Origin of the sequence: Priestia sp. YIM B13489 (assembly GCF_042787645.1) — a bacterium.
Lineage (GTDB): Bacteria > Bacillota > Bacilli > Bacillales > Bacillaceae_H > Priestia > Priestia megaterium.
In genome coordinates this window covers 1,704,937-1,731,320 of sequence record NZ_JBHZOQ010000053.1, presented here as the reverse complement: position 1 = coordinate 1,731,320, position 26,384 = coordinate 1,704,937, and the positions used below count along the sequence as shown (strand labels likewise).

Annotated in this window: 25 protein-coding genes; 7 read left to right on the top strand and 18 right to left on the bottom strand. The window is 37.2% G+C overall.

Features of this window, described 5'->3' with window-relative positions:
* Positions 1-10: 10 nt before the first annotated feature.
* Positions 11-1,447 (bottom strand): NAD(P)-binding domain-containing protein, encoded by a 1,437-nt coding sequence (locus ACFX4W_RS14700; protein WP_043981927.1) that lies wholly within the window; start codon positions 1,445-1,447, stop codon positions 11-13.
* Between the two features lie 391 nt (positions 1,448-1,838).
* Here ACFX4W_RS14700 and ACFX4W_RS14695 point away from each other — a divergent pair, with 391 nt between their 5' ends.
* Positions 1,839-2,741 carry a COX15/CtaA family protein gene (locus ACFX4W_RS14695; RefSeq protein ID WP_043981926.1) on the top strand — a complete coding sequence of 301 codons (903 nt, stop codon included), beginning with the start codon at positions 1,839-1,841 and terminating at the stop codon, positions 2,739-2,741.
* A 45-nt stretch (positions 2,742-2,786) separates the two neighbouring features.
* Here the strand turns inward: ACFX4W_RS14695 and ACFX4W_RS14690 are convergent, their stop codons facing one another.
* The 10 genes from ACFX4W_RS14690 to xylA all read right to left on the bottom strand — a co-directional run bounded on the left by ACFX4W_RS14690 (position 2,787) and on the right by xylA (position 13,825).
* Positions 2,787-3,671: an SDR family oxidoreductase gene (locus tag ACFX4W_RS14690; protein ID WP_043981925.1), complete on the bottom strand. Its 885-nt coding sequence runs from the start codon at positions 3,669-3,671 to the stop codon at positions 2,787-2,789.
* A 349-nt stretch (positions 3,672-4,020) separates the two neighbouring features.
* Entirely contained in the window at positions 4,021-4,515 is a 495-nt protein-coding gene (locus ACFX4W_RS14685; protein WP_043981924.1) for a universal stress protein, read from the bottom strand.
* Positions 4,516-4,662: 147 nt separating this feature from the next.
* Complete coding sequence (gene cyoD / locus ACFX4W_RS14680) at positions 4,663-4,959, bottom strand: cytochrome o ubiquinol oxidase subunit IV (RefSeq protein WP_043981923.1); 297 nt, start codon at positions 4,957-4,959, stop codon at positions 4,663-4,665.
* Positions 4,960-5,559 (bottom strand): cytochrome o ubiquinol oxidase subunit III, encoded by a 600-nt coding sequence (gene cyoC / locus ACFX4W_RS14675; protein ID WP_043981922.1) that lies wholly within the window; start codon positions 5,557-5,559, stop codon positions 4,960-4,962.
* 1 nt (position 5,560) lies between these two features.
* Positions 5,561-7,555: a cytochrome aa3 quinol oxidase subunit I gene (gene qoxB, locus ACFX4W_RS14670; protein WP_372482331.1), complete on the bottom strand. Its 1,995-nt coding sequence runs from the start codon at positions 7,553-7,555 to the stop codon at positions 5,561-5,563.
* The gene (locus tag ACFX4W_RS14665) at positions 7,530-8,468 is read right to left on the bottom strand and encodes a cytochrome c oxidase subunit II (RefSeq protein ID WP_165575981.1); all 939 of its coding nucleotides are present in this window, start codon (positions 8,466-8,468) and stop codon (positions 7,530-7,532) included. Before ACFX4W_RS14665 ends, qoxB begins: the two co-directional genes overlap by 26 nt.
* Positions 8,469-8,851: 383 nt before the next feature.
* Entirely contained in the window at positions 8,852-8,998 is a 147-nt protein-coding gene (locus ACFX4W_RS14660; RefSeq protein ID WP_157842273.1) for a hypothetical protein, read from the bottom strand.
* A 205-nt stretch (positions 8,999-9,203) separates the two neighbouring features.
* On the bottom strand, positions 9,204-10,625 hold the full coding sequence (gene xylE / locus ACFX4W_RS14655) for a D-xylose transporter XylE (RefSeq protein WP_162214058.1): 1,422 nt from the start codon (positions 10,623-10,625) through the stop codon (positions 9,204-9,206).
* A gap of 301 nt (positions 10,626-10,926) precedes the next feature.
* Positions 10,927-12,429 (bottom strand): xylulokinase, encoded by a 1,503-nt coding sequence (gene xylB / locus ACFX4W_RS14650; protein WP_165575280.1) that lies wholly within the window; start codon positions 12,427-12,429, stop codon positions 10,927-10,929.
* A gap of 58 nt (positions 12,430-12,487) precedes the next feature.
* The gene (gene xylA / locus ACFX4W_RS14645; RefSeq protein ID WP_377559687.1) at positions 12,488-13,825 is read right to left on the bottom strand and encodes a xylose isomerase; all 1,338 of its coding nucleotides are present in this window, start codon (positions 13,823-13,825) and stop codon (positions 12,488-12,490) included.
* A 234-nt stretch (positions 13,826-14,059) separates the two neighbouring features.
* On the opposite strand from xylA, the gene xylR reads away from it, so the two are divergent.
* Complete coding sequence (gene xylR / locus ACFX4W_RS14640; protein ID WP_028408895.1) at positions 14,060-15,217, top strand: transcriptional repressor XylR; 1,158 nt, start codon at positions 14,060-14,062, stop codon at positions 15,215-15,217.
* A gap of 264 nt (positions 15,218-15,481) precedes the next feature.
* On the opposite strand, the gene ACFX4W_RS14635 is transcribed toward xylR, so the two are convergent.
* Positions 15,482-16,378 (bottom strand): TetR/AcrR family transcriptional regulator, encoded by an 897-nt coding sequence (locus tag ACFX4W_RS14635; protein WP_043981916.1) that lies wholly within the window; start codon positions 16,376-16,378, stop codon positions 15,482-15,484.
* A 267-nt stretch (positions 16,379-16,645) separates the two neighbouring features.
* Between ACFX4W_RS14635 and ACFX4W_RS14630 the strand changes: the two genes are divergently transcribed.
* Entirely contained in the window at positions 16,646-17,878 is a 1,233-nt protein-coding gene (locus ACFX4W_RS14630; protein ID WP_043981914.1) for a cytochrome P450, read from the top strand.
* Positions 17,879-18,056: 178 nt separating this feature from the next.
* Here ACFX4W_RS14630 and ACFX4W_RS14625 read toward each other — a convergent pair whose 3' ends face one another.
* Positions 18,057-18,521 (bottom strand): hypothetical protein, encoded by a 465-nt coding sequence (locus ACFX4W_RS14625; protein ID WP_043981912.1) that lies wholly within the window; start codon positions 18,519-18,521, stop codon positions 18,057-18,059.
* 246 nt (positions 18,522-18,767) lie between these two features.
* Here ACFX4W_RS14625 and ACFX4W_RS14620 point away from each other — a divergent pair, with 246 nt between their 5' ends.
* Together ACFX4W_RS14620 and ACFX4W_RS14615 are read left to right on the top strand one after the other, a co-directional pair.
* Entirely contained in the window at positions 18,768-19,190 is a 423-nt protein-coding gene (locus ACFX4W_RS14620) for a CBS domain-containing protein (RefSeq protein ID WP_013056563.1), read from the top strand.
* A 65-nt stretch (positions 19,191-19,255) separates the two neighbouring features.
* The gene (locus ACFX4W_RS14615) at positions 19,256-19,381 is read left to right on the top strand and encodes a hypothetical protein (protein WP_013056562.1); all 126 of its coding nucleotides are present in this window, start codon (positions 19,256-19,258) and stop codon (positions 19,379-19,381) included.
* Between the two features lie 60 nt (positions 19,382-19,441).
* Here the strand turns inward: ACFX4W_RS14615 and ACFX4W_RS14610 are convergent, their stop codons facing one another.
* A complete protein-coding gene (locus tag ACFX4W_RS14610; RefSeq protein ID WP_377559683.1) occupies positions 19,442-20,497 on the bottom strand; it encodes an aldose epimerase family protein in 1,056 nt (351 codons plus the stop codon).
* Between the two features lie 189 nt (positions 20,498-20,686).
* Entirely contained in the window at positions 20,687-21,211 is a 525-nt protein-coding gene (locus ACFX4W_RS14605; RefSeq protein ID WP_043981910.1) for a DinB family protein, read from the bottom strand.
* Positions 21,212-21,507: 296 nt separating this feature from the next.
* On the opposite strand from ACFX4W_RS14605, the gene ACFX4W_RS14600 reads away from it, so the two are divergent.
* A complete protein-coding gene (locus ACFX4W_RS14600) occupies positions 21,508-22,401 on the top strand; it encodes a hypothetical protein (RefSeq protein ID WP_043981908.1) in 894 nt (297 codons plus the stop codon).
* Positions 22,402-22,464: 63 nt separating this feature from the next.
* Here ACFX4W_RS14600 and fsa read toward each other — a convergent pair whose 3' ends face one another.
* Both fsa and ACFX4W_RS14590 read right to left on the bottom strand, forming a co-directional pair.
* Positions 22,465-23,133, bottom strand: coding sequence for a fructose-6-phosphate aldolase (gene fsa, locus ACFX4W_RS14595; RefSeq protein WP_013082751.1), 669 nt, complete (start codon positions 23,131-23,133; stop codon positions 22,465-22,467).
* Positions 23,134-23,193: 60 nt separating this feature from the next.
* Positions 23,194-23,703 carry a hypothetical protein gene (locus tag ACFX4W_RS14590; RefSeq protein ID WP_025749002.1) on the bottom strand — a complete coding sequence of 170 codons (510 nt, stop codon included), beginning with the start codon at positions 23,701-23,703 and terminating at the stop codon, positions 23,194-23,196.
* Positions 23,704-24,193: 490 nt separating this feature from the next.
* Here ACFX4W_RS14590 and ACFX4W_RS14585 point away from each other — a divergent pair, with 490 nt between their 5' ends.
* Positions 24,194-24,490 carry a hypothetical protein gene (locus tag ACFX4W_RS14585; protein WP_013082749.1) on the top strand — a complete coding sequence of 99 codons (297 nt, stop codon included), beginning with the start codon at positions 24,194-24,196 and terminating at the stop codon, positions 24,488-24,490.
* Between the two features lie 106 nt (positions 24,491-24,596).
* On the opposite strand, the gene ACFX4W_RS14580 is transcribed toward ACFX4W_RS14585, so the two are convergent.
* Positions 24,597-26,048 carry an NADP-dependent glyceraldehyde-3-phosphate dehydrogenase gene (locus tag ACFX4W_RS14580; RefSeq protein WP_377559680.1) on the bottom strand — a complete coding sequence of 484 codons (1,452 nt, stop codon included), beginning with the start codon at positions 26,046-26,048 and terminating at the stop codon, positions 24,597-24,599.
* Positions 26,049-26,384: the final 336 nt, after the last annotated feature.

Below are 26,384 nucleotides of genomic sequence, written 5' to 3'. Positions count from 1 at the left end.
TATGTTTTTGCTATATTGTTTTCACTTGATTATTGTCCTTTGACCAGCTGCCGACAAATTCAGGCTCATCATAGTCAAAGAAATTAGTTAAATTCTCATGGCGATTATCAATAAAAAGCTGATTGGCGACTTCTGAGACGAGCTTTGGTATCGCATATTTTAGCCCTGAAAGAGCGGATGCAGAAATTCCACAGCTAATTAAAGCGGAATAATTAAAAGCAAAAAGGCCATATACCATTTTTTGACCTTCCCTATTACGACTTAAAAAAGCAAAGCCGTTACTAAGGTAAGGATGGGCATCCAATACTGGGTTGGCAATTTCATGCGGTGCTTTGTAATGATCGTTCCAGCGAGCGATGTGTTTTTCAACAAGTTGCAATTCTGGACGCAGAGCCGGATCTGTTAGAAGTCCGGTGCTAATAATTAAATAGTCAAACGTAAACGTTCCCTGAGGAGTGGTTACAACTGCTTTGTCGTGTTTTTCCTCGACGTCGAGCCATGGGGCATGTACGTGCAAATGAAAACCTGGCCATGAGGAAGCGCGTCCAAATGTATCATTCGTAGGCGGCTGATTGTATTCGAAAAAATGAGCCATCACTTCATATTTTTCAGCATCTGACAGAGCATGGAAACGTTCAATCATTCCTGAAGCTTCCATTTGTCTGATTGGATTAATACGCGGAAGTTCTTTTCGTCGAACAAATACATGAGCTTCAGCAACTCCTTCGGAAAGCGCATAGTTGGCGTTATCAAACGCGGATGCTCCTCCTCCTAAAACAGCTACTTTTTTGTTCTTCAACGTAGTAAAATCAATGGTTTGTGAAGTGTGAGAATAAAGATGAGGCGGCAATTTTTCAGAAATCATAGGTGGAACATGCCATTCTCCTCCTCCTTGAATTCCTGTAGCTAGTATCACTTTACGTGCCATCAGTGTAGAACACACGGCTCCATTCCCTTCAATATGCAAGCGATGGATACCTGTTTCTGCTGGCTCAATTAACGTTAATTTTATTTCATTCGCCACAGGAAGGTTAAGAATGTTCCGGTACCAGCGCAAATAATTCATCCAGTCTCCTCTTGGAATTTTGTCAAGAGCTTCCCATCCTTCTGAGCCGAATTGTGCTTCCCACCACGCTTGAAACGTCAGTGAAGGAATTCCTAAATCGATAGATGTTAAGTTTTTGGGCGTTCTTAGCGTAATCATTCGCGCGTACGTTTCCCACGGACCTTCTAAACCCGAACGATTTTCATCAATAACAAGAATATTCGACACGCGTTCTCGCAGCAAGCCAAAGGCTGTTCCTAAACCGCTTTGACCTCCTCCAATAATGATTACATCGTATACGTGTCCGCTCTTAGGGGTAATTGGCTGTACCTCTGTTGGTTTCCTAAAGGAAAGATAAGAAAGATCGGTTTCTACTCTTTTATTTAAAGCTTCTAAGCTCATCGCTATCTCTCCTTTCAATAAAGTTTCTCCGTGATAAAAGTTTATTTTATACCTAACACAAAATGATAGGTTTTATAACATCGTTTAATTTATATTTATATTATCACTTTTGGAATATGATTGTATCTCCATTCTCTCTAAAGTTTTTTTTTGCAAATTGTATAAAATCACTAATATAATTTTTTTATATCTTATGTATGGAACCATATTTACATCGTTTAAAAGGAAAAAACCATTACAAAGTTTAATGAAGAAAGCTTTTCTGACATAAATTTCAAGGGGAACATGTGCAAGTTTGTGACAGTTATTTGTTAATTACGCTCTACTACTTGACTATCGTATTCATCAAATCTATAGTCATAATTAGTAACTCAGCAAAGGGAGTCAACGTATGAGAAATTTATTTAAAATAACAGCTATATTTACAACGATTGTTATGTTTATTTTAATGATTGCCGGCAGTCTGGTCACAACCACAGGATCTGGATTAGGGTGCGGAAACGAGTGGCCGCTGTGTAACGGGCAGTTAATACCCGAATACGCGGTAGCAACAATGATTGAATATACGCATCGTTTGATTACCGCATTTGCAGGTCTTCTCGTTTTAGCATTTTCTATTTGGGCTTGGATTCGTTACCGCAGAAACCGTGAAGTGAAAATTTTAGCGATTCTGAGTATTGCATTTATCGTTATTGAGTCATTACTCGGGGCTTCTGCAGTTATCTGGCCTCAGTCAGCTGAAGCGCTAGCACTGCATTTCGGTCTTTCGCTTATTGCGTTTACCGGCGTATTTTTGCTTTCCATGTTTGTTATTCAAAAAGACCGTTCGGATCATTTTATTAAAGGAGCGGTCACAGGCAAATTTAAAGGGCTCGCATGGTTTACGCTTATATTTACCTATTGCGATATTTATTTAGGTGCATATGTGCGTCACAAAGGTGCAAGCTTAGCATGTACAAGCTTTCCTGCTTGTTATGGCAATACGCTTATTCCAAAACTTTCAGGAACAACAGGTATTCATTTTGCCCACCGATTTGCTGCTCTTGTACTGTTTGTTCTTATCATTTGGATTATGGTATCTGCCATCAAACAGTACAAAGAAACTCGCCGTGATATTTACTATGCGTCCATCATTGCGGTTGCTTTAACCATTGCTCAAGTATTCAGCGGTATCTTTGTTGTCATGTCTCGTTTAAATGTCTTTGCTACACTGTCTCACTCAGCATTTATTACAGCGTTATTCGCTACGCTTAGCTACATTTGTGTACAGACTTTAAAAGGTAAAAGACGATAACTCAAAAAAACACGTGCAGTTCATAACTGCACGTGTTTTTTTGAGTTAAGCTAGTTCTATTCCGCCTGTAATCCCGTAAACTTGAGCTGTTACGTAGCTTGCATCCGTTGAAGCTAAAAATACGTATACATTTGCCAACTCTACTGGCTGACCAGCACGCTGCAACGGTGTATCTTGTCCAAAGCCTGGAATAGCGTCGCTTGGCTGCCCTCCAGAAATTTGCAGCGGCGTCCAGATAGGTCCTGGAGCAACGGAGTTGACGCGAATACCTTTTGGAGCTAATTGCTTGGCTAGTCCGCGAGTGAATCCGTTAATGGCAAACTTTGTAGCTGCATAGTCTAATAAATTAGGACTTGGGCTATAGCCTTGTACAGAACTTGTTGTAATAATAGAAGCACCTGCCGGTAAATAAGGCAGCGCTGCTTTTACGGTCCAATATAAAGAGAATACATTTACTTCAAAGGTTTTGCGCAGTTGGTCCGTTTCTAAATCAGCAATATCTTCTACTGCCTGCTGTTTGCCAGCTACGAGCGCTAGAACATCTAAACCATCTAATTCTTTATAAGCTTTTTCTACTAGCTCTTTGCAAAAAGCTTCTTCGCCTACATCACCAGGTATGAGAACGGCTTTTCTTCCTTCTGCTTCAATAAGCTTTTGTACTTCTTCTGCATCTGCTTGCTCTTGTGGCAAGTAATTAAGCGCAACGTCTGCACCTTCTCTTGCGTAAGCAATCGCTGCTGCCCGGCCAATACCTGAATCTCCGCCCGTCACAAGAGCTTTTCTGCCTTTTAATTTACCTGCACCTATGTAACTGTTTTCCCCGCAGTCCGGGATGACGTTCATTTCTTTTTGTACACCGGGCGGTTCTTGATACTGTTTTGGATAGTCTTCATGGAAATATTGAGTTAATGGATTATTTAGTTTTGACATATTCGTCACTCCTTTATGAATGAATCCTTAACCAACTAAGGAAAAGTTTTCTATATACTTGTTCTTCCCGTCCTCTTCTTTAGTAAACATGCTTGATGTGCTCTATTATCCTCACTTTTCTTTCATTACCTTTCCCCTTCAATCAACAGCTAAAAACAGCTGCATACCTGAAATCTACGTTTACCATCACAATAAAAAAATCCGAACGAGTCGAATTCTTTATTAAGAATCTCGATTCCTCGTTCAGATCTTCTTTTAACTAAGATACATTTATCCCCCCCTCTTTAAATAAATGGTGAGAGCTTTGTATTTTACTGTGAACAATAAGCGTTCTTTTTCTTCTGTTCTGCTACTCTGTTAGTTCCACTTGTAAAGGCTTTGATTCTTCTTCGGCTTCTTTAGGAGTGCGAACAATTAACACATCACATTTGGCATAGCGTAAAATATGCTGAGATACGCTTCCGATTAAAATGCGCTCTACGGCGTTTAGCCCCGTCGCACCGCATATAATTAAATCAACGTGCTTATCGGGAGCAATTTTTTTAGATATTTTTGTTTTAGGAGAACCGTGTTCAATTAATGTCTCGACTTTCGTTACTCCAGCCTTAAGAGCTAGGTTACTATAGTTGGTCAAAAGTTCTTCAGCAAATTTCTCTGCATCTTGAAAGCGTGTATCTGTATAGAATGCATAAGGTGATGGACTTAACGCCTGTATGTCGATAACGTGACAAACTATTAAATGAGCGTTATTTTTTTTCGCACTGTTAACTGCTTTTTTGAATGCCCACTCTGCTTCTACAGAACCGTCTACTGCTACGAGGATGTTACGATAAGCCATATTCATCATAATCTCTCCTTTGTCTTTCGTTTATAAAGAACTTTCCTTGCTACACTTTTATTTTACTTCTTGCGCAAACGAAAGTATGTGATTTTTATCACAATATATAGAAATTAATAAAAATGGAGCCGTGTGTAGTGCACGGCTCCATTTTTATTGAACTTGAGAGTTAAAAGTCATTATCCAAATCGATCCTGCTACAATCGTAATAACAAAAACGATTCCAAGTATTAAAGCCATCACATTATAGCGGGGCTTCTCTCCGTCTTTGATATGCATGAAGAAAAACAGTTGAATGAAAAATTGAAGCACGGCCATTCCTAGAATGCTAGCTAGTAATATATTTTTAGAAAATACATGGTTTAATACCAGCATCAGAGGAATAACGGTTAAAATAATCGAGAAAATAAATCCTATTGTATAAGCTTTTAACGATCCATGGTTCTCCATCTACATCACCCCCATTAAATACACAACCGTGTAAAGGAAGATCCAGACAGCATCAAGAAAATGCCAGTATAAGCTGATAATCGTCACTTTTCGCTTTGTTACAGAGGTAATTCCATATCGTTTTAATTGGATTGTAATTGAAATCATCCAAATGATGCCGACAGAAACGTGCAGCCCGTGCGTACTAACTAGCGTATAGAAAGCTGTAAAAAATGCGCTGGTGGAAATGGTTGCTCCTTCATGAACCATTGTTTGAAATTCATGAATTTCAAGGCCCACAAAGCACATACCTAAGAGCAGAGTTACGATTAGCCAGCCAATTAAAGGTTTTATTTTTCCCTTGTGCATGCTCAGCACAGCTAATCCGCTCGTAAAGCTGCTCGTTAATAAGATAAACGTTTCAGAAACAAATCCTGGAACTTCAAAAAATTCCTTTCCTGTAAGGCCTCCCGCAGTATGATTAACAAGAACGGCATACGTAGCAAATAATGCTCCAAATAGGATGCAGTCCGTTACGAGGAAAAGCCAAAAACCCATAACTTTGATTCCTTCATCATGTTCATCATGATGTTCTTCGTGGTGCGCTGTCGCATAAGCCATGTCAGCCAACCCTCCCTACTGAATCTTCTGTATGTCGAATTTCATCCACCGGAATATAATAGTCCGAGTTGTATTGAAAAGAACGAACTAGTAAACAAGCTCCGACTCCTGTCAAACCGAATATCGCCATCCACACCCAGTGGAACGTTAAGCCAAAACCAGCAATGAACCAGAAAACCGACATGATAAATGGAATACCTGAATTCTTAGGCATATGAATCGGAGAGAAAGCAGCTGTTTCCTTCGCTTTTTTCTTTTTTCTTTCTTCTTTTATTGTCCACCACGCATCTTGCCCCGTTACTGTTGGAATCACTGCAAAATTGTAGTGCGGCGGCGGTGAAGGGATGGACCATTCTAATGTACGTCCATTCCAAGGATCCCCTGTTACATCTTGTTCGCCGTACTTAATGCCATGAAGAATCTGCCATGCTTGAAAGATAAACCCTATGCCCATAAAGAAAGCTCCGACTGTAGAGATAACGTTCAGTGGTCCCCATCCCATGTCAAAGTCGTACGTATAAATACGGCGTGTCATTCCCATAAACCCTAATGCGTATTGAGGCATGAAGCATACATAAAAACCAATATTCCATGTCCAAAACGCCCATTTACCAAGACGGTCATTTAATTTAAAGCCAAACATTTTTGGCCACCAATAGTACAAACCTGCAAAAAAGCCGAATACAACGCCTCCAATTAACACTTGGTGAAAGTGTGCAACTAAAAAGTAGCTATTATGATACTGATAGTCTGCGGGAGCTGCTGAAAGCATAACACCCGTTGCTCCTCCCACAACAAAACACGGGATAAAAGCAATTGTCCATAGCATTGGCTGCGTCATTTGAATACGGCCGCGGAACATCGTAAATAACCAGTTGAACACTTTAACACCCGTTGGAATTCCGATAGCCATCGTCGTAATAGCAAAAAACACATTCACATTAGCACCTGCACCCATCGTAAAGAAATGATGTACCCATGTGAAATACGATAGAACGCTAATAATCATCATTGAAAAAACCATAGACTTATAGCCAAATATCTTCTTTTGAGAAAACGTTGCAACGATTTCAGAAAAAATGCCGAATGCAGGAAGTACAACGATATACACTTCAGGATGTCCCCACATCCAAATTAAGTTAATGTACATCATCGGATTTCCTCCGCCGGTCATAGTAAATAAGTGTCCGTCAAAGAAGCGGTCAATAAACAATAAAGCAAGCGTTACGGTTAATACAGGAAACGCGAAAATGATAATAATACAGCTTGCTAGAACGGACCACGTGAATAGGGGCATATGCATAAGTTTCATGCCCGGTGCACGCATTTTTAAAATAGTCATAATAAAATTAATTCCAGAAGCCAAGCTGCCAATACCTGATATTTGAATGCCCCAAATATAAAAATCTTGACCTGGTCCAGGACTGAACTGCATGCCAGAAAGCGGAGGATAACTCAACCATCCTGCATCTGGCGAGCCGCCGATTACAAACGACAAATTGAAAAGCATGGCGCCAAAGAAAAATAGCCAAAAGCTTACCGCGTTTAAAAAAGGATAGGCGACATCCCTTGCTCCAATTTGAAGAGGTACAACAATGTTAAAGAACGCAAACATAAGCGGCATTGCCATAAATAGAATCATAATGGTTCCGTGCGTAGTAAAAATTTCGTTGTAATGATTAGAATCTAGAAAATGCCACTGAGGGAATGCTAGTTGCATACGCATTAATAATGCATCTACTCCGCCTCGAAACAGCATTAATAATGAAGAAAGCATATACATAATACCAATTTTTTTATGATCCACCGTTGTGAGCCACTCACGCCATAGCCACTTCCATTTTTTAAGATACGTAAGAACAAAAATAATACCGGCTAATGTTAATAAAATGGCGACATCTGCTCCATAAATCATCGGTTCTCCTGTCACAAAAAAATGAGATGAAAAATCTTTTAATTTTTCTAACAACTTATTTTCCTCCTTCCTGGTGCTCATGCTGTGCATGTACTTGTTCTTCAGAAGCCACATTCATAGTCTTCATGTCTTCATTTTTCATATGGTGATGCTGACTATAATATTGACCACCGTTTTTAATGACAATTTCTTGGAATAAGCCTTTAGGAATGGTAGAATACGATTTTTCTAGAGAAAGACCTTGTTGGGCAAGATTGCTATAATCAGCTTTTGTTAAAGCTGGTGATGTTTCTTTCACTTGCTTTACCCATTGATTAAATTCTTTTGTCGATGTAGATTTAACTTTAAAGTTCATATGAGCGAACCCTTCACCCGTAAAATTAGCACCCGAACCAAAATATTCTCCCTTGTGATCAGCTTGCAGCCAAAGCCCCATTGCCATTCCCGGCATGGTATATAATTGTCCTCCCAGCTCCGGTACCCAAAAAGAATTCATAGGGGCATCTGACGTTAGCACGAATTGAACGGGCACATCTTTTGGAATGTTGACATAGTTCACTGTCGCAATATTTTGATCCGGATATTGAAATAACCATTTCCAGTCAAGGGATGTTACTTCAATTGTTAGTGGCTTTACATCTTTTTTCGGCGGATCTACTAAGTCATACGTCGTCTTGGCCGTAGCGAAACCTAAAATACCAATAATAATAATGGGGATGCTCCACCAAATAAATTCAAGACGCTTACTATCGTCCCAGTCTGGCCGATACGAAGCCTTATTTCCAGGCTTATCACGGTAGCGTAAAACGATATACACAAGCAGACCTAAAACAGGAATAACAACAATTGTGCATAAAATTATGGAAAAAATAATTAACTGGTATTCTTTTTGAGCCACCGCCCCCTGCGGATTTAAAATCAAATAACGACTATCACAGCCTGCTAAAAAAATTGTGATGAATACGGAGAGAATGATTAACTTGCCAATATGCATTGATTTTTGCTTTCTCACCTAAGCTCAGGCTCCCTTCTTCTAAATCTCTGTACATAATAATGGTATATAAACGTGGATATTAGAGATGCATCTCAACAGATCAAAAGGCTAATAACCTCCTAACATATTGAAGTTTGTCATGACATATTGCTTACTCCTAAAAAATTATCATGTTGTATCATTAAAAGGTGTGATATTCATCACACTTGAAGCGCTTTTTATCTAGTTTAAATGGCTTTACCATAAATTCGTCACATATTTGGGTAATTGTGGGGAATAAAAGGTGCCTTGTGACTATCCTAATAAAAGAAAAAAACTCTTCCAGTTTTTATTAACTGAAAGAGTTTTTTATAAGTACTAGATGAAGTATTGAGCTTTAACACTTACTGATTTGCTTGTTTGACCTGCTGAAACATCCAATCAATCATTTTCCGATTCTGATACGCGGGAACCCAGGAAGCATGATCATACTTTAATTCTTTAGGATATTCCGTATATAGCGGATACCCCCAGATTTTTTGTAAATTCATTGCACCGTTATTTATATTTACGATGAAACACTCCTCATAAAGAAAACTATATTTCTATTTTCAAAGAGACTTATCACTATAGCAATATTTTTTAAAAAAGCTATCCACTTTCTTCATAAAGCTTACATATTAAAAACACCTAAAGATAGTTTAGGTGTTTTTGAAATTTTTATATTCATCTATTCTCTAAGTAAAAGCTCAATGGTTATATGGCCTTCTTACTCTTTGAAGCCCCTACTTTTTTTCTCCACATATTTTCCATTTGTTCGAGAGTTTTACCTTTTGTTTCAGGAACAAATTTCCAGACAAACAAAGCAGAAAGTATACTCATTAAACCGTAAAAACCATATGTTAATCCTCCGCTATATTCCATCATCACGGGATATGTAGAGGAAATAAAATAGTTAGCCGCCCACTGAGCAGCTACGGCAATAGCTACAGCACGACCTCTAATTTTATTAGGAAAAATCTCTGAAATGAGCACCCAACAAATTGGTCCCCATGACATCATAAAGGAAGCTGTATAAATAATGATAAATACAAGCGTCCCTATACCAATGATGTTTGAAAAAGCCATGCTTGCTACACCGAACATTCCAATGGCCATTCCGATAGACCCTGTTATTAATAAAGGTTTTCTTCCCAAACGATCAACCGTCAAAATTGCAATTACTGTAAAAATAACGTTTACTAATCCCATAATAATAGTTTGCAGCATAGAAGAACCTTTAGCTGCTCCCATGCTTTCAAAAATACGCGGAGCATAATATAGAGCTACATTGATTCCTACAAACTGTTGAAATACAGAAAGCAGTATACCTACAACGATAACTAATTTTCCATATGCCAATAATTTTTCAGACGAAACATTGGTAGAAATTGTTTGTTTAATATCTTCTAAAATTGATTTCGCTTCTGAAGATCCATTAATTTTAGTTAGTATGGCTAAAGCTTTTTGATCTTGATTCTGTATAGCTAAGTAGCGAGGCGTTTCAGGAACTAAAAACAAGAGTGCTGCAAAGAGTAAAGCTGGAATGGCTCCTGAAGCAAACATGTATCTCCAACCTACATCATTAATCCATTCTAAGGTTTCCCCATTTGCAATACCCCAATTCACGAAGTAAACGACTAACATTCCAAAAATAATCATAAATTGATTGAACGATACCAATCTGCCGCGAATATCTGCCGGTGCAATTTCTCCTATATAGATGGGACAAATGGCTGATGCTAAGCCAACACCAATCCCACCTATAATGCGGTAGAAGTTAAAAGCAAGTAACAAAGAGAGTGTCGGTTCCCCTTTTGTGAAAAATAAAAACTCAGGATAAGAAGCGCCTAACGCTGAGACTATAAAAAGAATAGCTGCTAGTATAAGTGATTGTTTGCGTCCTAGTTTCGTCGCAAAATAACCAGATACCAATCCTCCAATAATACATCCTATTAAAGCACTTGATACAGTAACACCATGTGCTAAAGATCCTAACCCTAAGCTGTCAATAAGATACACCTTTAATGATTCTTCAGCTCCAGATATTACAGCTGTATCATATCCAAACAGTAACCCTCCGATAGCGGCAACTAAGGTAATAGAAAAAATATATAATGAGTTTCGATTTTGTTTCATGCGTTGTTAAAAGCAGTTAGTTAAAAGTAACAGTAGAAGTTCTATTTCTAACTGAGTTCGCACTTATTTGAATACGCTTTTAAATTCTTGGAACACAAAAGAAATTTTCGTCGTCTATTCGACTAACTGCTCTTATCCTCCCCTCCAATGTACGTATTTTTCTAGTGAATCAAATCTTACTACAGCATTTTCTATACTTCCTTTTGTGTTAGGTATATCGATATACAACCATAATCAATTGATACAAGCTACTTTCATATGAAGTTTCTTTTTAAAGTAAGGTTGCATATTTTGCAACCTATTATTTCCTTTTAAATTCGCCTAGCTTTTTACTTAAGTCGTTTGTTTGAAGGTAGACTTCTTTATATAATTCATAAAGCTGTTTATAGACTTGTACATGTTCTGCATTAGGATAATATGTTTTCGACGAGGTAATAAATACGTTTGCACACTCTTCCAATGAGTTATACCAGCCACAGCCATAAGCTGCTAGCATGGCTGCTCCTAACGCTGGGCCTTGTTCAGTAGACAACTTTACGATTTTTGCATTAAAAACGTCTGCTTGAATTTGAAGCCAATGATCATTTTTTGCTCCTCCGCCAATTGATACAATAGACGTAATTTCCTTTCCGCTTTCTCGAAAGATTTCAATTGACTCATTTAAAGAAAACGTAATACCTTCAATAACCGCTCGCGTAAAGTCTCTCTTTTTATGAGAGGCGTCCATTCCTATAAAACTTCCGCGAATCGTAGCATCTGCATGCGGTGTACGTTCCCCAACTAAGTAAGGGGTAAATAAAAGGCCGTTTGATCCGATTGGTACATTTTTTAGGTCAGCCAACAATTCTTCAAACGTGTCGTTTTCTGCGAAATTTTCCTTAAACCAGCTTAAACTGTGACCCGCAGATAGCGTAACGCCCATCGTATAAAAGGCATTTTCTTTTCCATGATTAAAATAATGGACTTTTCCATTAAAGTCTCTATCGCTTCGTTCCTCATAAGAAAGAACAACACCTGATGTCCCAATGCTACATAGTGTTTCCCCTGATGATAAAATGCCGGCGCCAATTGCTCCGCAAGCATTATCAGCTCCACCTGCAAATACTTTCGTTGAAGTGGCTAATCCCGTTTTTTGAGAGAACGCTTCACTAATATTGCCTATGCATTCACTAGATTCAACTAGTGGCGGACAAAGATTAATATTGATTCCTGTTAATTGGCAAAGCTCATCATCCCATTTTTTCTTGCTGATGTTTAATAATAATGTACCGGCAGCATCTGAATATTCACTATGAATAAAGCCGGTCATTTTAAAGCGTAAATAATCTTTAGGCAGCATAAATACAGCTGCTTTTTCAAATATAGCCGGTTCATACTCTTTTACCCACAATAACTTAGGAAGAGTAAATCCTTCTAAAGCCTGGTTTTTTGTTATCTTTAAAAGACGTTTTTCTCCAATGACTTTATAGAGATGATGACATTGTTCTGTTGTTCTTGTGTCATTCCACAAAATGGCGTTACGTAATAGGTTATAGTTTTCATCCAGCATCACAAGGCCATGCATTTGTCCAGAATAACTAATTCCTTCTATATCTTCGGGTTTTATATTAGCGTTAGCAATTAATTCACTTAAAGCACTAGCCGTCTGCTGAACCCATTCTTCTGGATTCTGTTCGCTATACCCTGTTTTTTCATGAAGGAGAGGATAATCCTTAGAAACCACAGCGCAAATCTTGCCTTTTGTATCAACTAAAACCGTTTTTACGGCGCTTGTTCCTAGATCAATTCCAATTACATATTTCATCTTAATACCTCCGCGTTTATAAACGAGAGTAGAAATCGTTTCTACTCTCGTTTGTTTTTTAAACTTCCAAAATATATTGATTTAAAATAGCCTTTAATCGTTCTTGTCTTCCTGATTTATTCATAATATTCGGATTTTTAAACGCGTACTGCTCCAGTGTATGGAAGTTAGCTTTTCCTTCCACAATCTCAAGCCCAATTCCCTCTTTAAAGCTGCTGTAGCGCTCGTTGATAACATTTTTGAAAACACGATCTTCTACTAATTTATGTGCTACTTTCAATCCTCGAGCAAACGCATCCATTCCTGCTACATGAGCATAGAGTAAATCGTCTTGTTCAAAAGAACCTCTGCGTACTTTGGCATCAAAGTTTAATCCTCCGCTTCCCAGCCCTCCATTTTGCAGGATTTCATACATTGCTAGCGTTGTAGAATATAAATCCGTTGGGAATTCATCTGTATCCCAGCCTAAAAGAGGGTCACCTTGGTTTGCATCCACTGATCCTAAGAAGCCTTGTACTCTAGCTACTCGTAATTCGTGTTCAAATGTATGCCCAGCTAACGTTGCGTGGTTAGCTTCTAGATTAAGTTTGAAGTATTTATCTAATCCGTATTGTCTTAAAAATGAAATAGTTGTTGCTGCATCGGTATCATACTGATGTGTCGTAGGTTCTTTAGGTTTAGGTTCAATTAAAAACTGCCCCGTATATCCAATTTCGGTTGCGTAATCTACAGCCATATGCATAAATCTAGCTAAGTTATCTAGCTCTAACTGTAAATTTGTGTTAAGCAGTGTTTCATATCCCTCACGGCCGCCCCAGAATACATAATTTTCTGCGCCTAATTCTTTTGCTGTTTCAAGCCCCTTTTTTACTTGAGCCGCCGCATAAGCAAATACATCTGCATTACAAGAAGTAGCTGCACCATGAACGAACCGGGGATTTGTAAACATATTCGCTGTGTTCCATAATAACTTTACGTTACTTGTTTGCATATATTCTTTGATCATAGTGACGATAACATCAAGATTTTTATTTGTTTCTTGCAACGTACTGCCCTCAGGAGCAATGTCTCGATCATGAAATGCGAAGAATGGAACATTTAATGTTTCAAAAAGTTGAAAAGCTGCCTCAACTCTAGCTTTTGCTAAATCCATTCCATCATATCTATCCCAAGATCTTTGCATAGTAGCTGCACCAAAAGGATCCGTACCATCTGCTGTAAACGTGTGCCAGTAAGCAACAGAAAAACGCAGCTGATCTTTCATTGTTTTACCGCCTACTACTTCTTCAGGATTATAGTATTTAAAAGCTAAAGGATTTTTAGAATCTTTACCTTCGTATAAAACTTTGTTTGCGCTTTCAAAATAATTAATTTTATTAGTACTAGTTTGGACCATTTGTCATTTCCCCCTTCGATTTAAGTGAACAAGTTTATCCATTAACTATCTTGATTCAGTTAGTTTGTTTATCCAATAAACTAACTTTATTTCATCATATACAAAATAAATGTTTATTTCAATGTTTTTTTTAGAAAATTTAGTTATAATATTAGATATGATACTTTTAAATATCTAATTCAAGCTTCAAAAAACACCAACTTAGTTCGATAGATAAACAAAGGAGTGGTTATTATTCAAATTGCAGATCAAGCTTTAGTAAAAAAAATGAATCAAAAATTAATATTAGATGAAATTTTAAAGAACTCCCCTATCTCCAGGGCAACTCTCTCTGAGATTACAGGATTAAACAAGTCTACTGTCTCCTCTCAAGTAAATACACTGCTTGAAAAAGATTTTATTTTTGAAATTGGGGCAGGGCAATCCAGAGGCGGCAGAAGACCTGTAATGCTTGTTTTTAATAAGAATGCAGGCTATTCGATCGGTATCGATATAGGAGTCGACTATCTTAACGGAATTCTAACCGACTTAGAAGGAAATATTATTCTTGAGAAGACTTCTGACTTGTCTAGTTCTTCTGCTAGTGAAGTAAAAGAGATTTTATTTGCACTTATTCATGGTTTTGTAACCCATATGCCTGAGTCCCCTTATGGTCTAGTGGGAATAGGGATTTGTGTTCCAGGTCTTGTAGATCGTCATCAGCAAATTATTTTTATGCCTAACTTAAATTGGAATATCAAAGATTTGCAGTTTTTAATTGAGAGTGAGTTTAATGTTCCGGTTTTTGTTGAAAATGAAGCTAATGCAGGAGCATACGGTGAAAAAGTATTTGGTATGACAAAAAACTACGAAAACATCGTTTACATCAGTATTAATGTCGGAATTGGAACTGGACTTGTTATTAACAACGAATTGTATAAAGGTGTTCAGGGTTTTTCTGGGGAAATGGGTCATATGACGATAGATTTTAATGGCCCCAAATGTAGCTGTGGAAATCGGGGCTGTTGGGAATTATATGCTTCTGAAAAAGCGTTACTGGCTTCGCTCTCTAAAGAAGAAAAGAATATTTCTCGAAAAGAGATTGTGGAACGTGCAAATAAAAATGATGTAGAAATGTTAAATGCACTTCAAAACTTTGGCTTTTATATCGGAATTGGATTAACCAATATTCTTAATACATTTGATGTAGAAGCTGTTATCTTGAGAAATCATATAATTGAATCTCATCCCATTGTTTTAAATACGATTAAAAACGAAGTTTCTTCTAGAGTCCATTCTCATTTAGACAATAAATGTGAACTATTGCCTTCTTCGTTAGGAAAAAATGCACCTGCTTTAGGAGCGGTTTCTATCGTTATTGATTCTTTTTTAAGTGTTACCCCTATAAGTTAGTTAAGTGAACGCAAAGGTTAGCAAACTATATCACGTTTGATCTTAAGAATGAAGCAGCTATTTTCGATTAATTGATTTTCTATAAAAGGGAAAGAATTACCCTCTTCTAATAAGAGTGTTATGTCTGTCTCCGCCACCTTTTTCATCCCATGCAGCCAGTCACCTATCATAACGGCAACTGGCTGTTTATATGTTATTGGCAACCTGCTCTTTTCTAAACTACGGAGAGTCTTGCCTTTTGGGTTAATTTACCTGCTTTTCACATTATGAAGCATGTCTTGTCAGAGTAGTTATGACTTCTTTATATTCCTCTAACTCTTTGGTCTGTGCGAGAGTATTGATTTTCTCTAGCGATAAAAGAGAACTCTGAATAATAAATGTGCGAGGCTCCGTATCATTTTGCAGTAATTCATCAGATATAAACGTCACAAATTCCAGACTCTTCTTTTGTTCCTCTTCATTTGTTAGTTTATTTTCAATCACCCGTTTTAACTTCGCGGTTACGCGCATAAGCTCAGTCGAAAAATGACTTTCTGTTTTCTCATTAAATACCGCAGAGTAAACGGAAGGATTAAATAACTGTTCTTTTTGTTCTGCTACTTCGATTACGATCTCCTCTATACGCTTCATACAATAACGGACAATTTGTTCAATAGGCAATGGATAGTTTAGTGCTTTATTCATTTTAAATATATTGTTAAGCATTCCTTCTAGCAGCACAGCTCCATCAAATAAATAAGGAAAAGTCTTAGACGGGAAAATCTGCTGCAAACGTTCATATATCCAGTTGAATGTTGCTGTTTTTAACTCCTCTATATATTGAAATGTTTTGATCTCATTTAAAATGAGTGTACTTTCAATCATTTCAGGAATTTTGTTTTGCTCTGCAAAGTTCAGCATAAAAATTATCTGTTCTTCAAATACCTTCTGATTGTCTCCTTTATATTCAATGGCTACTTTTTCTCTTTGGAGAATAAGTGATTCTTGCAAAGACGAAAGTAATGAGAGAAGGAGTTCGCTTTTAGATGAAAAATATTTATAAAATGTTCCTTTTGAAATACCGCTTCTTTCTAATATATCTTGTACCGAAGTGTCTACGTATCCTTTTTCCATAAAAAGCTGGTGCGTATGCCCTAAAATATCGAGCTGTTTTTGGTTCATTGCTGCTACTCCTCTGTTTACAATTTACTTTTTATTTAGTATAACTTATCTGCCTTTTCCTACGTGAATTTTATCCTTTTTCCTTGATAAATAAATAAAAATAATTATATACTATTAGTACATTTTTATACATGTGGTATAAAAATGTACTAATAGTATAGGTTAATTAAACAAAGCAACTATTTATCTAGCAAGTGACAACTACTAAGCGCTATGTAGCTAGTAAATTCCAAATTTATACCTATTCTGAAGGAGGAATAAGATCATATGAACAAAGAAGTCATTCCCGTTACAGAAATTCCAAAATTCCAATCACGTGCAGAAGAGTTTTTCCCTATCCAATGGTATAAAGAAATGCTGAACAACCACCCTGTTTATTTTCATGAAGAAACAAACACATGGAATGTATTCCAATACGACCATGTTAAACAAGTCTTGAGCAACTACGAATTCTTTTCAAGCGATGGGCAAAGAACCACTATTTTTGTTGGGGATAATAGTAAGAAAAAAAGCACATCTCCAATTACCAATCTTACAAACTTAGATCCTCCTGACCACCGGAAAGCGCGATCTTTGCTTGCTGCAGCCTTTACTCCTCGCAGTTTAAAGAACTGGGAACCGCGAATCAAACAAATTGCAGCAGACCTTGTAGAAGCCATACAAAAGAATTCAACTATTAATATTGTTGACGATTTATCTTCTCCTTTTCCTAGTTTAGTTATAGCAGATTTATTCGGTGTACCGGTAAAAGACCAATATCAGTTCAAAAAATGGGTAGATATTCTGTTTCAGCCTTATGACCAAGAAAGATTAGAAGAGATTGAACAAGAAAAGCAGCGTGCAGGAGCTGAATATTTTCAATACCTCTACCCGATTGTCATTGAAAAGCGCTCCAACCTTTCTGATGATATTATCTCAGACTTAATTCAAGCCGAAGTTGATGGTGAAACATTCACAGATGAAGAAATTGTACACGCTACCATGCTGCTTTTAGGTGCAGGAGTTGAAACCACAAGTCACGCCATTGCAAATATGTTTTATTCTTTTTTATATGACGACGAGTCGTTATACAGCGAGCTGAGAAACAATAGAGAATTAGCTCCAAAAGCAGTAGAAGAAATGCTTCGATATCGGTTTCACATCTCCAGACGAGATCGGACGGTTAAACAAGATAACGATTTATTAGGCGTTAAGCTAAAAAAAGGAGATGTCGTTATTGCGTGGATGAGTGCATGTAATATGGATGAGAATATGTTTGAAAACCCTTTTTCTGTAGACATTCACCGCCAAACTAATAAAAAACACTTAACGTTTGGAAACGGACCTCATTTTTGTTTGGGCGCCCCTCTTGCCCGACTTGAAATGAAAATCATATTAGAAGCATTTTTAGAGGCCTTTTCTCATATCGAACCATTTGAAGATTTTGAATTAGAATCGCATTTAACTTCTTCAGCTACGGGGCAATCTTTAACGTATTTGCCGATGAAGGTGTACAGATAAAGTTTATGTGCATGACAAAGCAGAGAAACGTGAAAGAGGTTTATCTTCTCTCATGTTTCTCTTTTCTTTTATTATCTCGTTTAACTACTTATGTACCAAGTTTAGGAGGGCTTTAATACGATTTAAAGCTGACAGTACCGAAATATAAGTGGCGATGAGCTGGTTAACGAAATATCAGCTATTGCCTTCTCTGCCTTAAAGCATCTTCTATAAAATGCTGATACAAATAATTAATAAGAGCAGTCGCAATCGAGATGATAAAAAGTTGAAAACGCGTCATGTTGACCATTTTGTATACCTTTAGTTTTTCTGCCAGACTCGTCAAAGGATAAGCAAATAGATAATCAAATAGAACGTTAATCAGCAAATATTTTTTAAAATTTCCATAGGTCAGCTTGAATACCCAAAAATTAGCTACAAAAAATGGGCCAAAGATAAAAGATATATCGCTTGCAAGTTTAGGGAAAAGAGGTTTTCTCACTTTCCACCAAGTAAAGCTTTTAGATAACTCACTGATAAAAGCAATAACCAATGAACTAAACGTTAAAACAGGTAGGTATCTTTTAAAGACAAATTTATCAACTTTTACTATAGACAGCCAAGGCAATAAAAGTACTGCCAAAAGCGTTAACTTTCCTTTCATTATGTACCCAACTCCTGCCGTTACGAAAATGTAAGCTAGATCATATCCTCTTTAGTTTGTGTAATAGGCTCTTTTTTATGTGCTTATTACACTGCGTTAGTTCTTTTATTCGCCTTTTGTTACAAAATTTTTTCCTTTCTTTATTTTAATCCTGTACTTTTTTGCTTTTAGGAAATTATTGAGTCTCATATTCTGCATGTGCATGGAGAAAATACGGAGGTGAATGTTTAAAAGGAGGAAATAAAAATGACTACAGTACGTGAAGTTATGACTAAAGATGTGAAAGCTTGTGCACCGCACGACCCAGTAACAGCAGCTGCAAAATTAATGCGTGATATTAATTGTGGTTCTGTGCCGGTGTGTCAAGAAAATCGAGTAATGGGAATGATCACAGACCGTGATATCGTGTTAAATTGCGTGGCGGATGGAAAAGATTGCAACACTGTGCATTGCCATGATTGTATGACTAAAGATGTAATTACGTGTTCTCCGGATACGGATATTCACGAGTGTGCACGTATGATGGCTGACCATCAAATTCGCCGCATTATTGTAGTGGAGAATAATAATATGGTTGGAATCTGTGCAATCGGCGACCTTGCGACAGTGAACGTATATGTTGATGAAGCCGGTGCAGCATTAAGCGAAATTTCTAACCAAGTTCATTAAAACTTTTCAGCATATAAATCCTTAATGCTTGTACAAAATAACCCTGTCTGCAAGGAGGTGCTAACATGCCAAATTTAAACGATAACAAATTTAAAAAGATTCAGTCTGAGAGTCAAAAGCAAGGAAAGTCTCAAGAAGAATATGCGGCTGAGCTTGACGCTAATCGTGCAAAAAGCCAAAAGAAAAAGTAACAATAAAAGGATTACAATCGGCAGAGGCTCGTTTGTAATCCTTTTTATCATCCCGTTTTGTTACAGGCTGCGATCAGTTATAAATGTATAGTGAGTATATGCTTCATACTTCTCACCGGGCTTTAATACACAAGAAGGAAAATGCTTATGATGAATAGCGTCTGGTAAACCTTGTGTTTCTAGGCAAACACCGAGGTATTTCTCTGAGTGAACCCCTCTAATTTCGAATTCTTCGTCTAGATGATTTCCCGTATAGAGAACAACTGAAGGCTGATCCGTTTTGACTTCTATTTTGCGGCCGCTTGCAGGATCAAATAATGACATCTGATTTTCAGCTTCTGCTTCTAAAAGAAATGGATGATCGAACCCTTTACCCACTAATATATTTTGCGGATGTGTAGAGTCCACACCTTCCTTGAGACTATGTCCTTCTCTAAAATCAAATGGAGTATCTGTGACGTTTAGCGTTTCTCCAGTAGGTAAAAGATCATCATTCAACTCTAAGAATTCGTTACTTTTCATCTTCAAAACATGATCTAAGACCGTTTCTTTTAGATTTCCGTTTAAATTGAAATACGTATGATTTGTTAAATTGATAAGAGTGTCTTGATCTGTTGTTCCTTCATAAGAAATATGGAACTCATTTTTATTCGTTAATGTATACGTAACTTTCACTTCAAGGTTGCCGGGATACCCTTCTTCTCCGTCTTTACTTACATATGTAAATTCAACACCTACATGATCAGTTGTCTCAATAGTTTTGGTATTCCATATTTTATGACTGAATCCTTCTTTTCCGCCATGCAAATGATTGTTTCCTTCATTTTTCTCTAGACGATAAGTTTCATTATTAAGCTCAAACGATGCTCCACCTATACGCCCTGCTACGCGTCCAACCACAGCTCCGAAATAAGGAGAATACTTTTGGTATTCTTCTATTGAATCAAATCCCAATACAACACTTTCAATCTTCCCTTCAGAATCCGGCATTTCAATATTTGATATTACACATCCATAGTCAAGGCAGGTGATTTTAAGCCCTTCATCATTTAATAAGGTATAAGCATGTACAGCTTGATTGTTTAGTTCGCCAAATTTCTCTGAGTTCACTTTCACTTTTAATCAGTCCAATCCTCTTTTTATTCGTAAATTGCTTAACGGACCCTACATGTTATAAACATCGGATATGTTGTTATAGTTCCCTCTGCAATCCTTCCTGAATCTTCATTATTCTCATTTTATTGTAATCGTGTACATTTCTTAATTCAAGCTTGAATGATAAAGGCTGGCCACTGTGTGTCATTGCTATTTCTTTAGTATTCCTAAGTATTCTTCCCAAGGTCCTACATCTTCTCTGTATCGTTCTGCCATTACTCGAACAATTTGCGCAATATGGGTTAAATCATGAGCAACCCAAGTCGAGAGCAGCTCTCTGACTTTTACTTCCCCAAACTCAGGGTGTTCTCCTCTCACTTCAAGGTGCTTTTCATGCTTAACTAGCAGCTTTAGTTGATGTAAATTCTGTATTCTTACCTTTTTGAATTCAAGAAGCTTCTCTTCAATAGAATTAGCAGATTCCTTGTTTAAATGGGCATAGCGGTCAAACGGAGGAAAAGCTCCCTCTTTTCCTTTTTGAAGGATAAATTCTAGCCTTGGTATCCAATTGTTTTTTTCTGCTTCTATTAAATGTTCTATGACTTCGGAGGTATTCCACGTTCCTTCTCCTTCATTGCATTGCAGCCACCCTGCAGATAGTCCCGACAAAAGTTTTTCAAGCGTTTGTGGCGTATGCTCAAGTATTTCAATCGCTTCTTTTAAATTAAAATTCATATCAATTCCCCTTTCTCAACGTAATGATGCTGAGCTGTCAGTTATGTAAATCCTTTAGAGATTATAGTCAATTTTACCATAATTCGCTTCTATTAAAGGTGCCAACTATTTTTCTAATTCCTTTTATGATGACTAAAACAAGAACACACGTTTGGTTTTTCTCTAGAAATATGATAAAATATATATAGGCTAAAACGTAGTGAGTATCAGTCTGAATAGATATTGCTCATCCGGAAAATAGATTACTAGAGGCTTTTTCATCTTGAACTTTCCGTGTGGATTGGAGTGAGACAACAGTGAGTAAAAATCAAAAGCGATGGACAAAAGAAGAAGATAGATTTCTTATCCAACACTATGGCGCTATGACGCTTCAAGAGATGGGTAAGTATTTACATAGAAGCAAGGAATCGGTTAATAAACGACTTACTCGATTAAATCTTCGTGCTTCGGATACAGCTTTACGTAAAAAATGGACGCTTGAACAAGATGCTTTTTTGCAGGAGAACATTGATATCATGAATAACCGTGAAATGGCACATTCCTTAGGCAGGAGTCCTTCTTCTATTGCTACGCGCATAAAAGTTTTGGGACTAACACGAAAAACGGCGATGCGAAGATGGACGCTGCAAGAAGACGAATATTTGCTAAGGTATTACGGGGTAAAACCTCTTTCACACATATCAGCTAAATTACAGCGAAGTGTGCAAGCACTAGAATCGAGGTTGAACCGTTTAGAAGTGTATGGAGCCAAAGCACACGTAGGACATATTACAGCGTGTGAACTAGCAGCCTGCCTTGAAGTAGATGTTCATACAATTTACAAGTGGATTCATAAAGAGAATCTATCGTACAAAATGATCATCGCCAAGACCAGAACATTTATGGGAATTGACATTCAATCTTTTTGGAATTGGGCTGAACAAAATAAATCGTGCCTTAACTTTTTTAAAATACCTAAAAATACGCTTATTCCAGAACCAGCGTGGGTGAATGAACAAAGAAAACTAGACTATGTAAAGCGCCCTAAATACGAGCATAAAAAGTGGACAGCAGAAGAAGATGCCAGATTGTGGCGTATGTTTTATCAGGAAAAGCGCAATCAGCGAGAAATTGGACAGCTGCTCGGGCGTTCGAGAAATAGCGTGCAGCGACGCTTAGAGCGTTTACGTAAAAAGAAACTAGTTAGTTAAACGATAAAAAGCTTGGAATAAGCTATGCTTACTCCAAGCTTTTTTTATTGATATGACTTTTTGTTAAGCTTTAACTGCTTTTTCCCAATCTGCTGCAAATTTTTCCATTCCTTGGTCAGTTAACGGATGTTTTGCTAATTGCTCAATAACAGCGTATGGAATTGTGGCAATATGAGCTCCTGCAAGTGCTACACGCGTTACATGATCCGGATGTCTTACAGATGCCGCAATAATTTGAGAGTCGATGTTTTGAACGCGGAATAACTCAGCAATTTTAGATACCAGCTGTACTCCGTCTTCTGAAATATCATCAAGACGTCCTAAAAATGGAGAAACATACGTCGCTCCAGCACGAGCTGCTAAAAGCGCTTGGTTTACTGTAAAGATCAGGGTTACATTTGTTTTTACGCCTTTTTTAGCAAGGTAGCGCGTCGCTTCCAAACCAGCTAATGTCATAGGCAGCTTAATCGTAATGTTTTTATCTCCGTCGTTAATTTTAATCAGTTCTTCAGCTTGAGCAATCATGTCTTCAGCAGAAAGTGCGTCAGGCGTTACCTCAGCGGAAACGGATTCAACTTCCGGTACCATTTGAAGAATTTCTTCGATGCGGTCTTCAAATCTTACGCCTTCTTTTGCTACCAAAGATGGATTGGTTGTCACACCAGCTAGAACACCTACTTTGTATGCTTTCTTAATATCCTCAAGGTTTGCTGTATCAATAAAAAATTTCATCTCACTATTCCTCCTTATTGTTATACATCAATCTGCATTTCAACTTGCGCGAACTATAGTCTAGCCGATTTGCTGAAGGGCATATAGATTTTCTATAGAAGCGTTTTCAATCTCTTTTGCAGTTAATACCTTTAATTTTTCTAAAAATTGTATAGCGTCCACTCGGTCTTCAATGTCTTCTTCTGTACGAATATTCTCCGTTTTAATCTGATGGATACATTCGTTGATGACTTCTTTGTACGCATTCGTTTGGATAAACCATTCTGCTAACAGCGTTTTTGTTGCTTCTCTTTCTTCTTCACTTTTAACTGCAAACAAACTCTCTGTTTCCGTTTCACTCAGCATAAGGCTGCTAAAATCGTGATTCATACAAAGCCAAAAATAACCTTTTTGGCTATCGTAATACTTTCCTTCTCTTAAAAGAAAATACTTGATTCCAAATTTAATTTTATGAGATTGGTTCTCTGAACTCGGCATATGAATTTCTTTTATTTCTACGCTTTCTGATACATCCAGATATGTTTCTAAACCATACTTTGTATTCACTACTTTTGCATCCAATATGTCCATCCTCATTCTCCTTTTCTCAAATTCTATTTATTTTTATAAAAACAGAGGTCTGATTTTATGTAATAACGAATCCCATTTTTGTGGATGTTTTTCTTAACCAACCGACATGTTTTACTGTTTACGCTTTCATTATATATCAGATTATTCGAAAAATCATCAAAAACAATCAAATTCATTCAAAAAAAGTCATGAAATCGTAAAAAGTAGTCAAAAAAGGTCATTGTTCATTAAAAATAGAGGAACTTTTATGTTGATTACGTGCTTCAAAGTTTCTTAAGGTAATTACCTTTTCCAAAAAAACGACTTTTATTACATACCCTTTCTGGAAAAATATACTCATTCGTTTCACCATTTTTTCACTTTAACATGATATCTTGTAGTATACTTTTGTTTCACGTGCTAATTCCCATGATTTTTTGCTATTTAAGGTTATTCATTTTTATTAGTGGGAAAGTTACATAAATACAACACGTTATAGGGGGACTTTAACATGGATAAGAGAATTGAAACATTAAAAGAAAAGCTGCCTGATAATCATAAGGAGGTTGCTGTTCTGACCTCTCATATTTTTGATGCGCTTGATAAATTAACAACTGAACATCGCAGATATGTTGATATTTCGGCAGCAGCCAAAATAAAGCCGAATCCGGATGAAGAGAAAGCTTTTTTTGATACCATTTATCAAGTAAAAACACTCATTATGTCAGAGCTTGAAAAAACCGTTGAGGATATCGAGCACAAAGGTGATAAAAACTGGCATAAGAACTATAAAGACGGAATCGAGTGATAGGTAAATAAAACGTTTAAAAGCCTGTGCTTTTTGGAGCACAGGCTTTTTTCCATGAGATTGTCTACACTCGACTAGCTCGATTTGGAGAGCTCTTGGAATTCAATCATTGAAGGTTTAATACCGTTACTTTTTCACGAGTCATGGATTCAATGCTTTTACGAATACCTTGAGCACCCATACCGGATCCTTTTACGCCAATAAAAGGAAAATGATCAGGGCCGCGTTCCGTACGGCCGTTGATTTGAACGGAGCCCACTTCAATTTTATTTGCAATTGAGAAGGCTTTATTAATATCTTTTGTAAAAACGCTTGCTTGTAAGCCAAATTCTGATTCGTTTGCTATATCAACGGCTTCTTGATCAGAAGCGACGCGGATAATTGGTAACACAGGACCGAATGGTTCTTCCCATGCTACGCGCATAGTATCATTCACGTCATCTAAAAGCGTAGGATAGATAAGGTTTCCTTCACGCTTGTTTCCAGTCACAACTGTTGCACCTTTTCCTAGTGCATCTGCAATTAAAATCTGAATAAAGTCAGCTGCTTTGCTATCAATTAATGGAACGATCGTACATCCATCTTCAGGAGAACCGACTGATAGTTTATGTACTTCTTCTTTTAAAATATTTACGAGCTCGTTTGCCACTTTTTCATGCACAAGTACACGTTTAATAGCTGTACAGCGCTGACCGGAATAAGAAAATGCTCCGCTTATAATATGTTTTGCTGCTTCTTGTAAATCTGCATCTTCACATACAATACCCGGGTCTTTTCCTCCAAGTTCTAGTACAAGAGGAATCATGCCTGCCTTTTTAGCTAATTGAGTACCCGTATTTGTTCCCCCGGTAAATGAAATCATGTTAATGCCTTTATGTTCAACTAAATAATCCCCAATAACAGATCCGCGGCCCGTCACGACGTTTACAAGACCTTGTGGAATACCTGCTTGATGAAGAGCTTCAATCATCTTAATACCGCTGATCGCTCCTTGCGTTGCAGGTTTGAAGATAACTGCATTTCCTGAAATAAGCGCAGGCGCTAGTTTAGCAGCTGCTAAATTTACCGGATAATTAAAAGGAGGAATTGCGAGTACAACTCCTAAAGGTACGCGTTCAACAATAGCAACTTTAGACTTAGAACCGCCAGGAAAACTATCTCCCTTCATGCTTTCTCCGTTCATATGAAGGGCTTCTTCAACTGTATAGCGAATGAAATCTGCTGTGCGCACTACTTCATTCCTTGCATCTTTTAAGCTTTTTCCAACTTCCTTCATAATAATTTCGGCAATTTCACTCTGCATTCTTACCAGCTCATCCGCCCAGTTGTATAAATACTTGGCACGTTCTTGCAGAGAAGTTTCTGTCCACCCTTTCTGAGCTTTTTGCGAGGCATGTACTGCTTCATCGACCTCTTCTTTTGTGATAGCCTGCACTTTTCCAATCACGTCATGACGGTATGGAGAAACAATGTCAATTGTCTGCCCTGATTTACTTTCTTTCCACTCACCGTTAAGATAAAAAGAATAAGTTGATACATTTAATACCGTTGTTGTCATAAAAAGTCCCCCTTAATAAAAGTGAAATTATTATCAAAATTTTCAGTCTTTTTTACGAATGAAAACTCTGTGAATATCTGAGCAAAAAGAATTCTAGATACATCCATTTCTATAACTTTTTATATCGCTTGTAACTTCCTTAAACTTGTTGCCTTTAAAGCAGCAGCTTTTCTCTTTTCGACTCAAAACCAAAGCATCATATAATTTAATGAATATTTTGTATTTTTAATATATATAAATTTCTTTCATTCGTACAATACAAAAAAGTTATCTCAACGATTAATAATGTTAATGATTTATGTCCCCCATACAAAAAAATTTATGGCTTCCTACTTT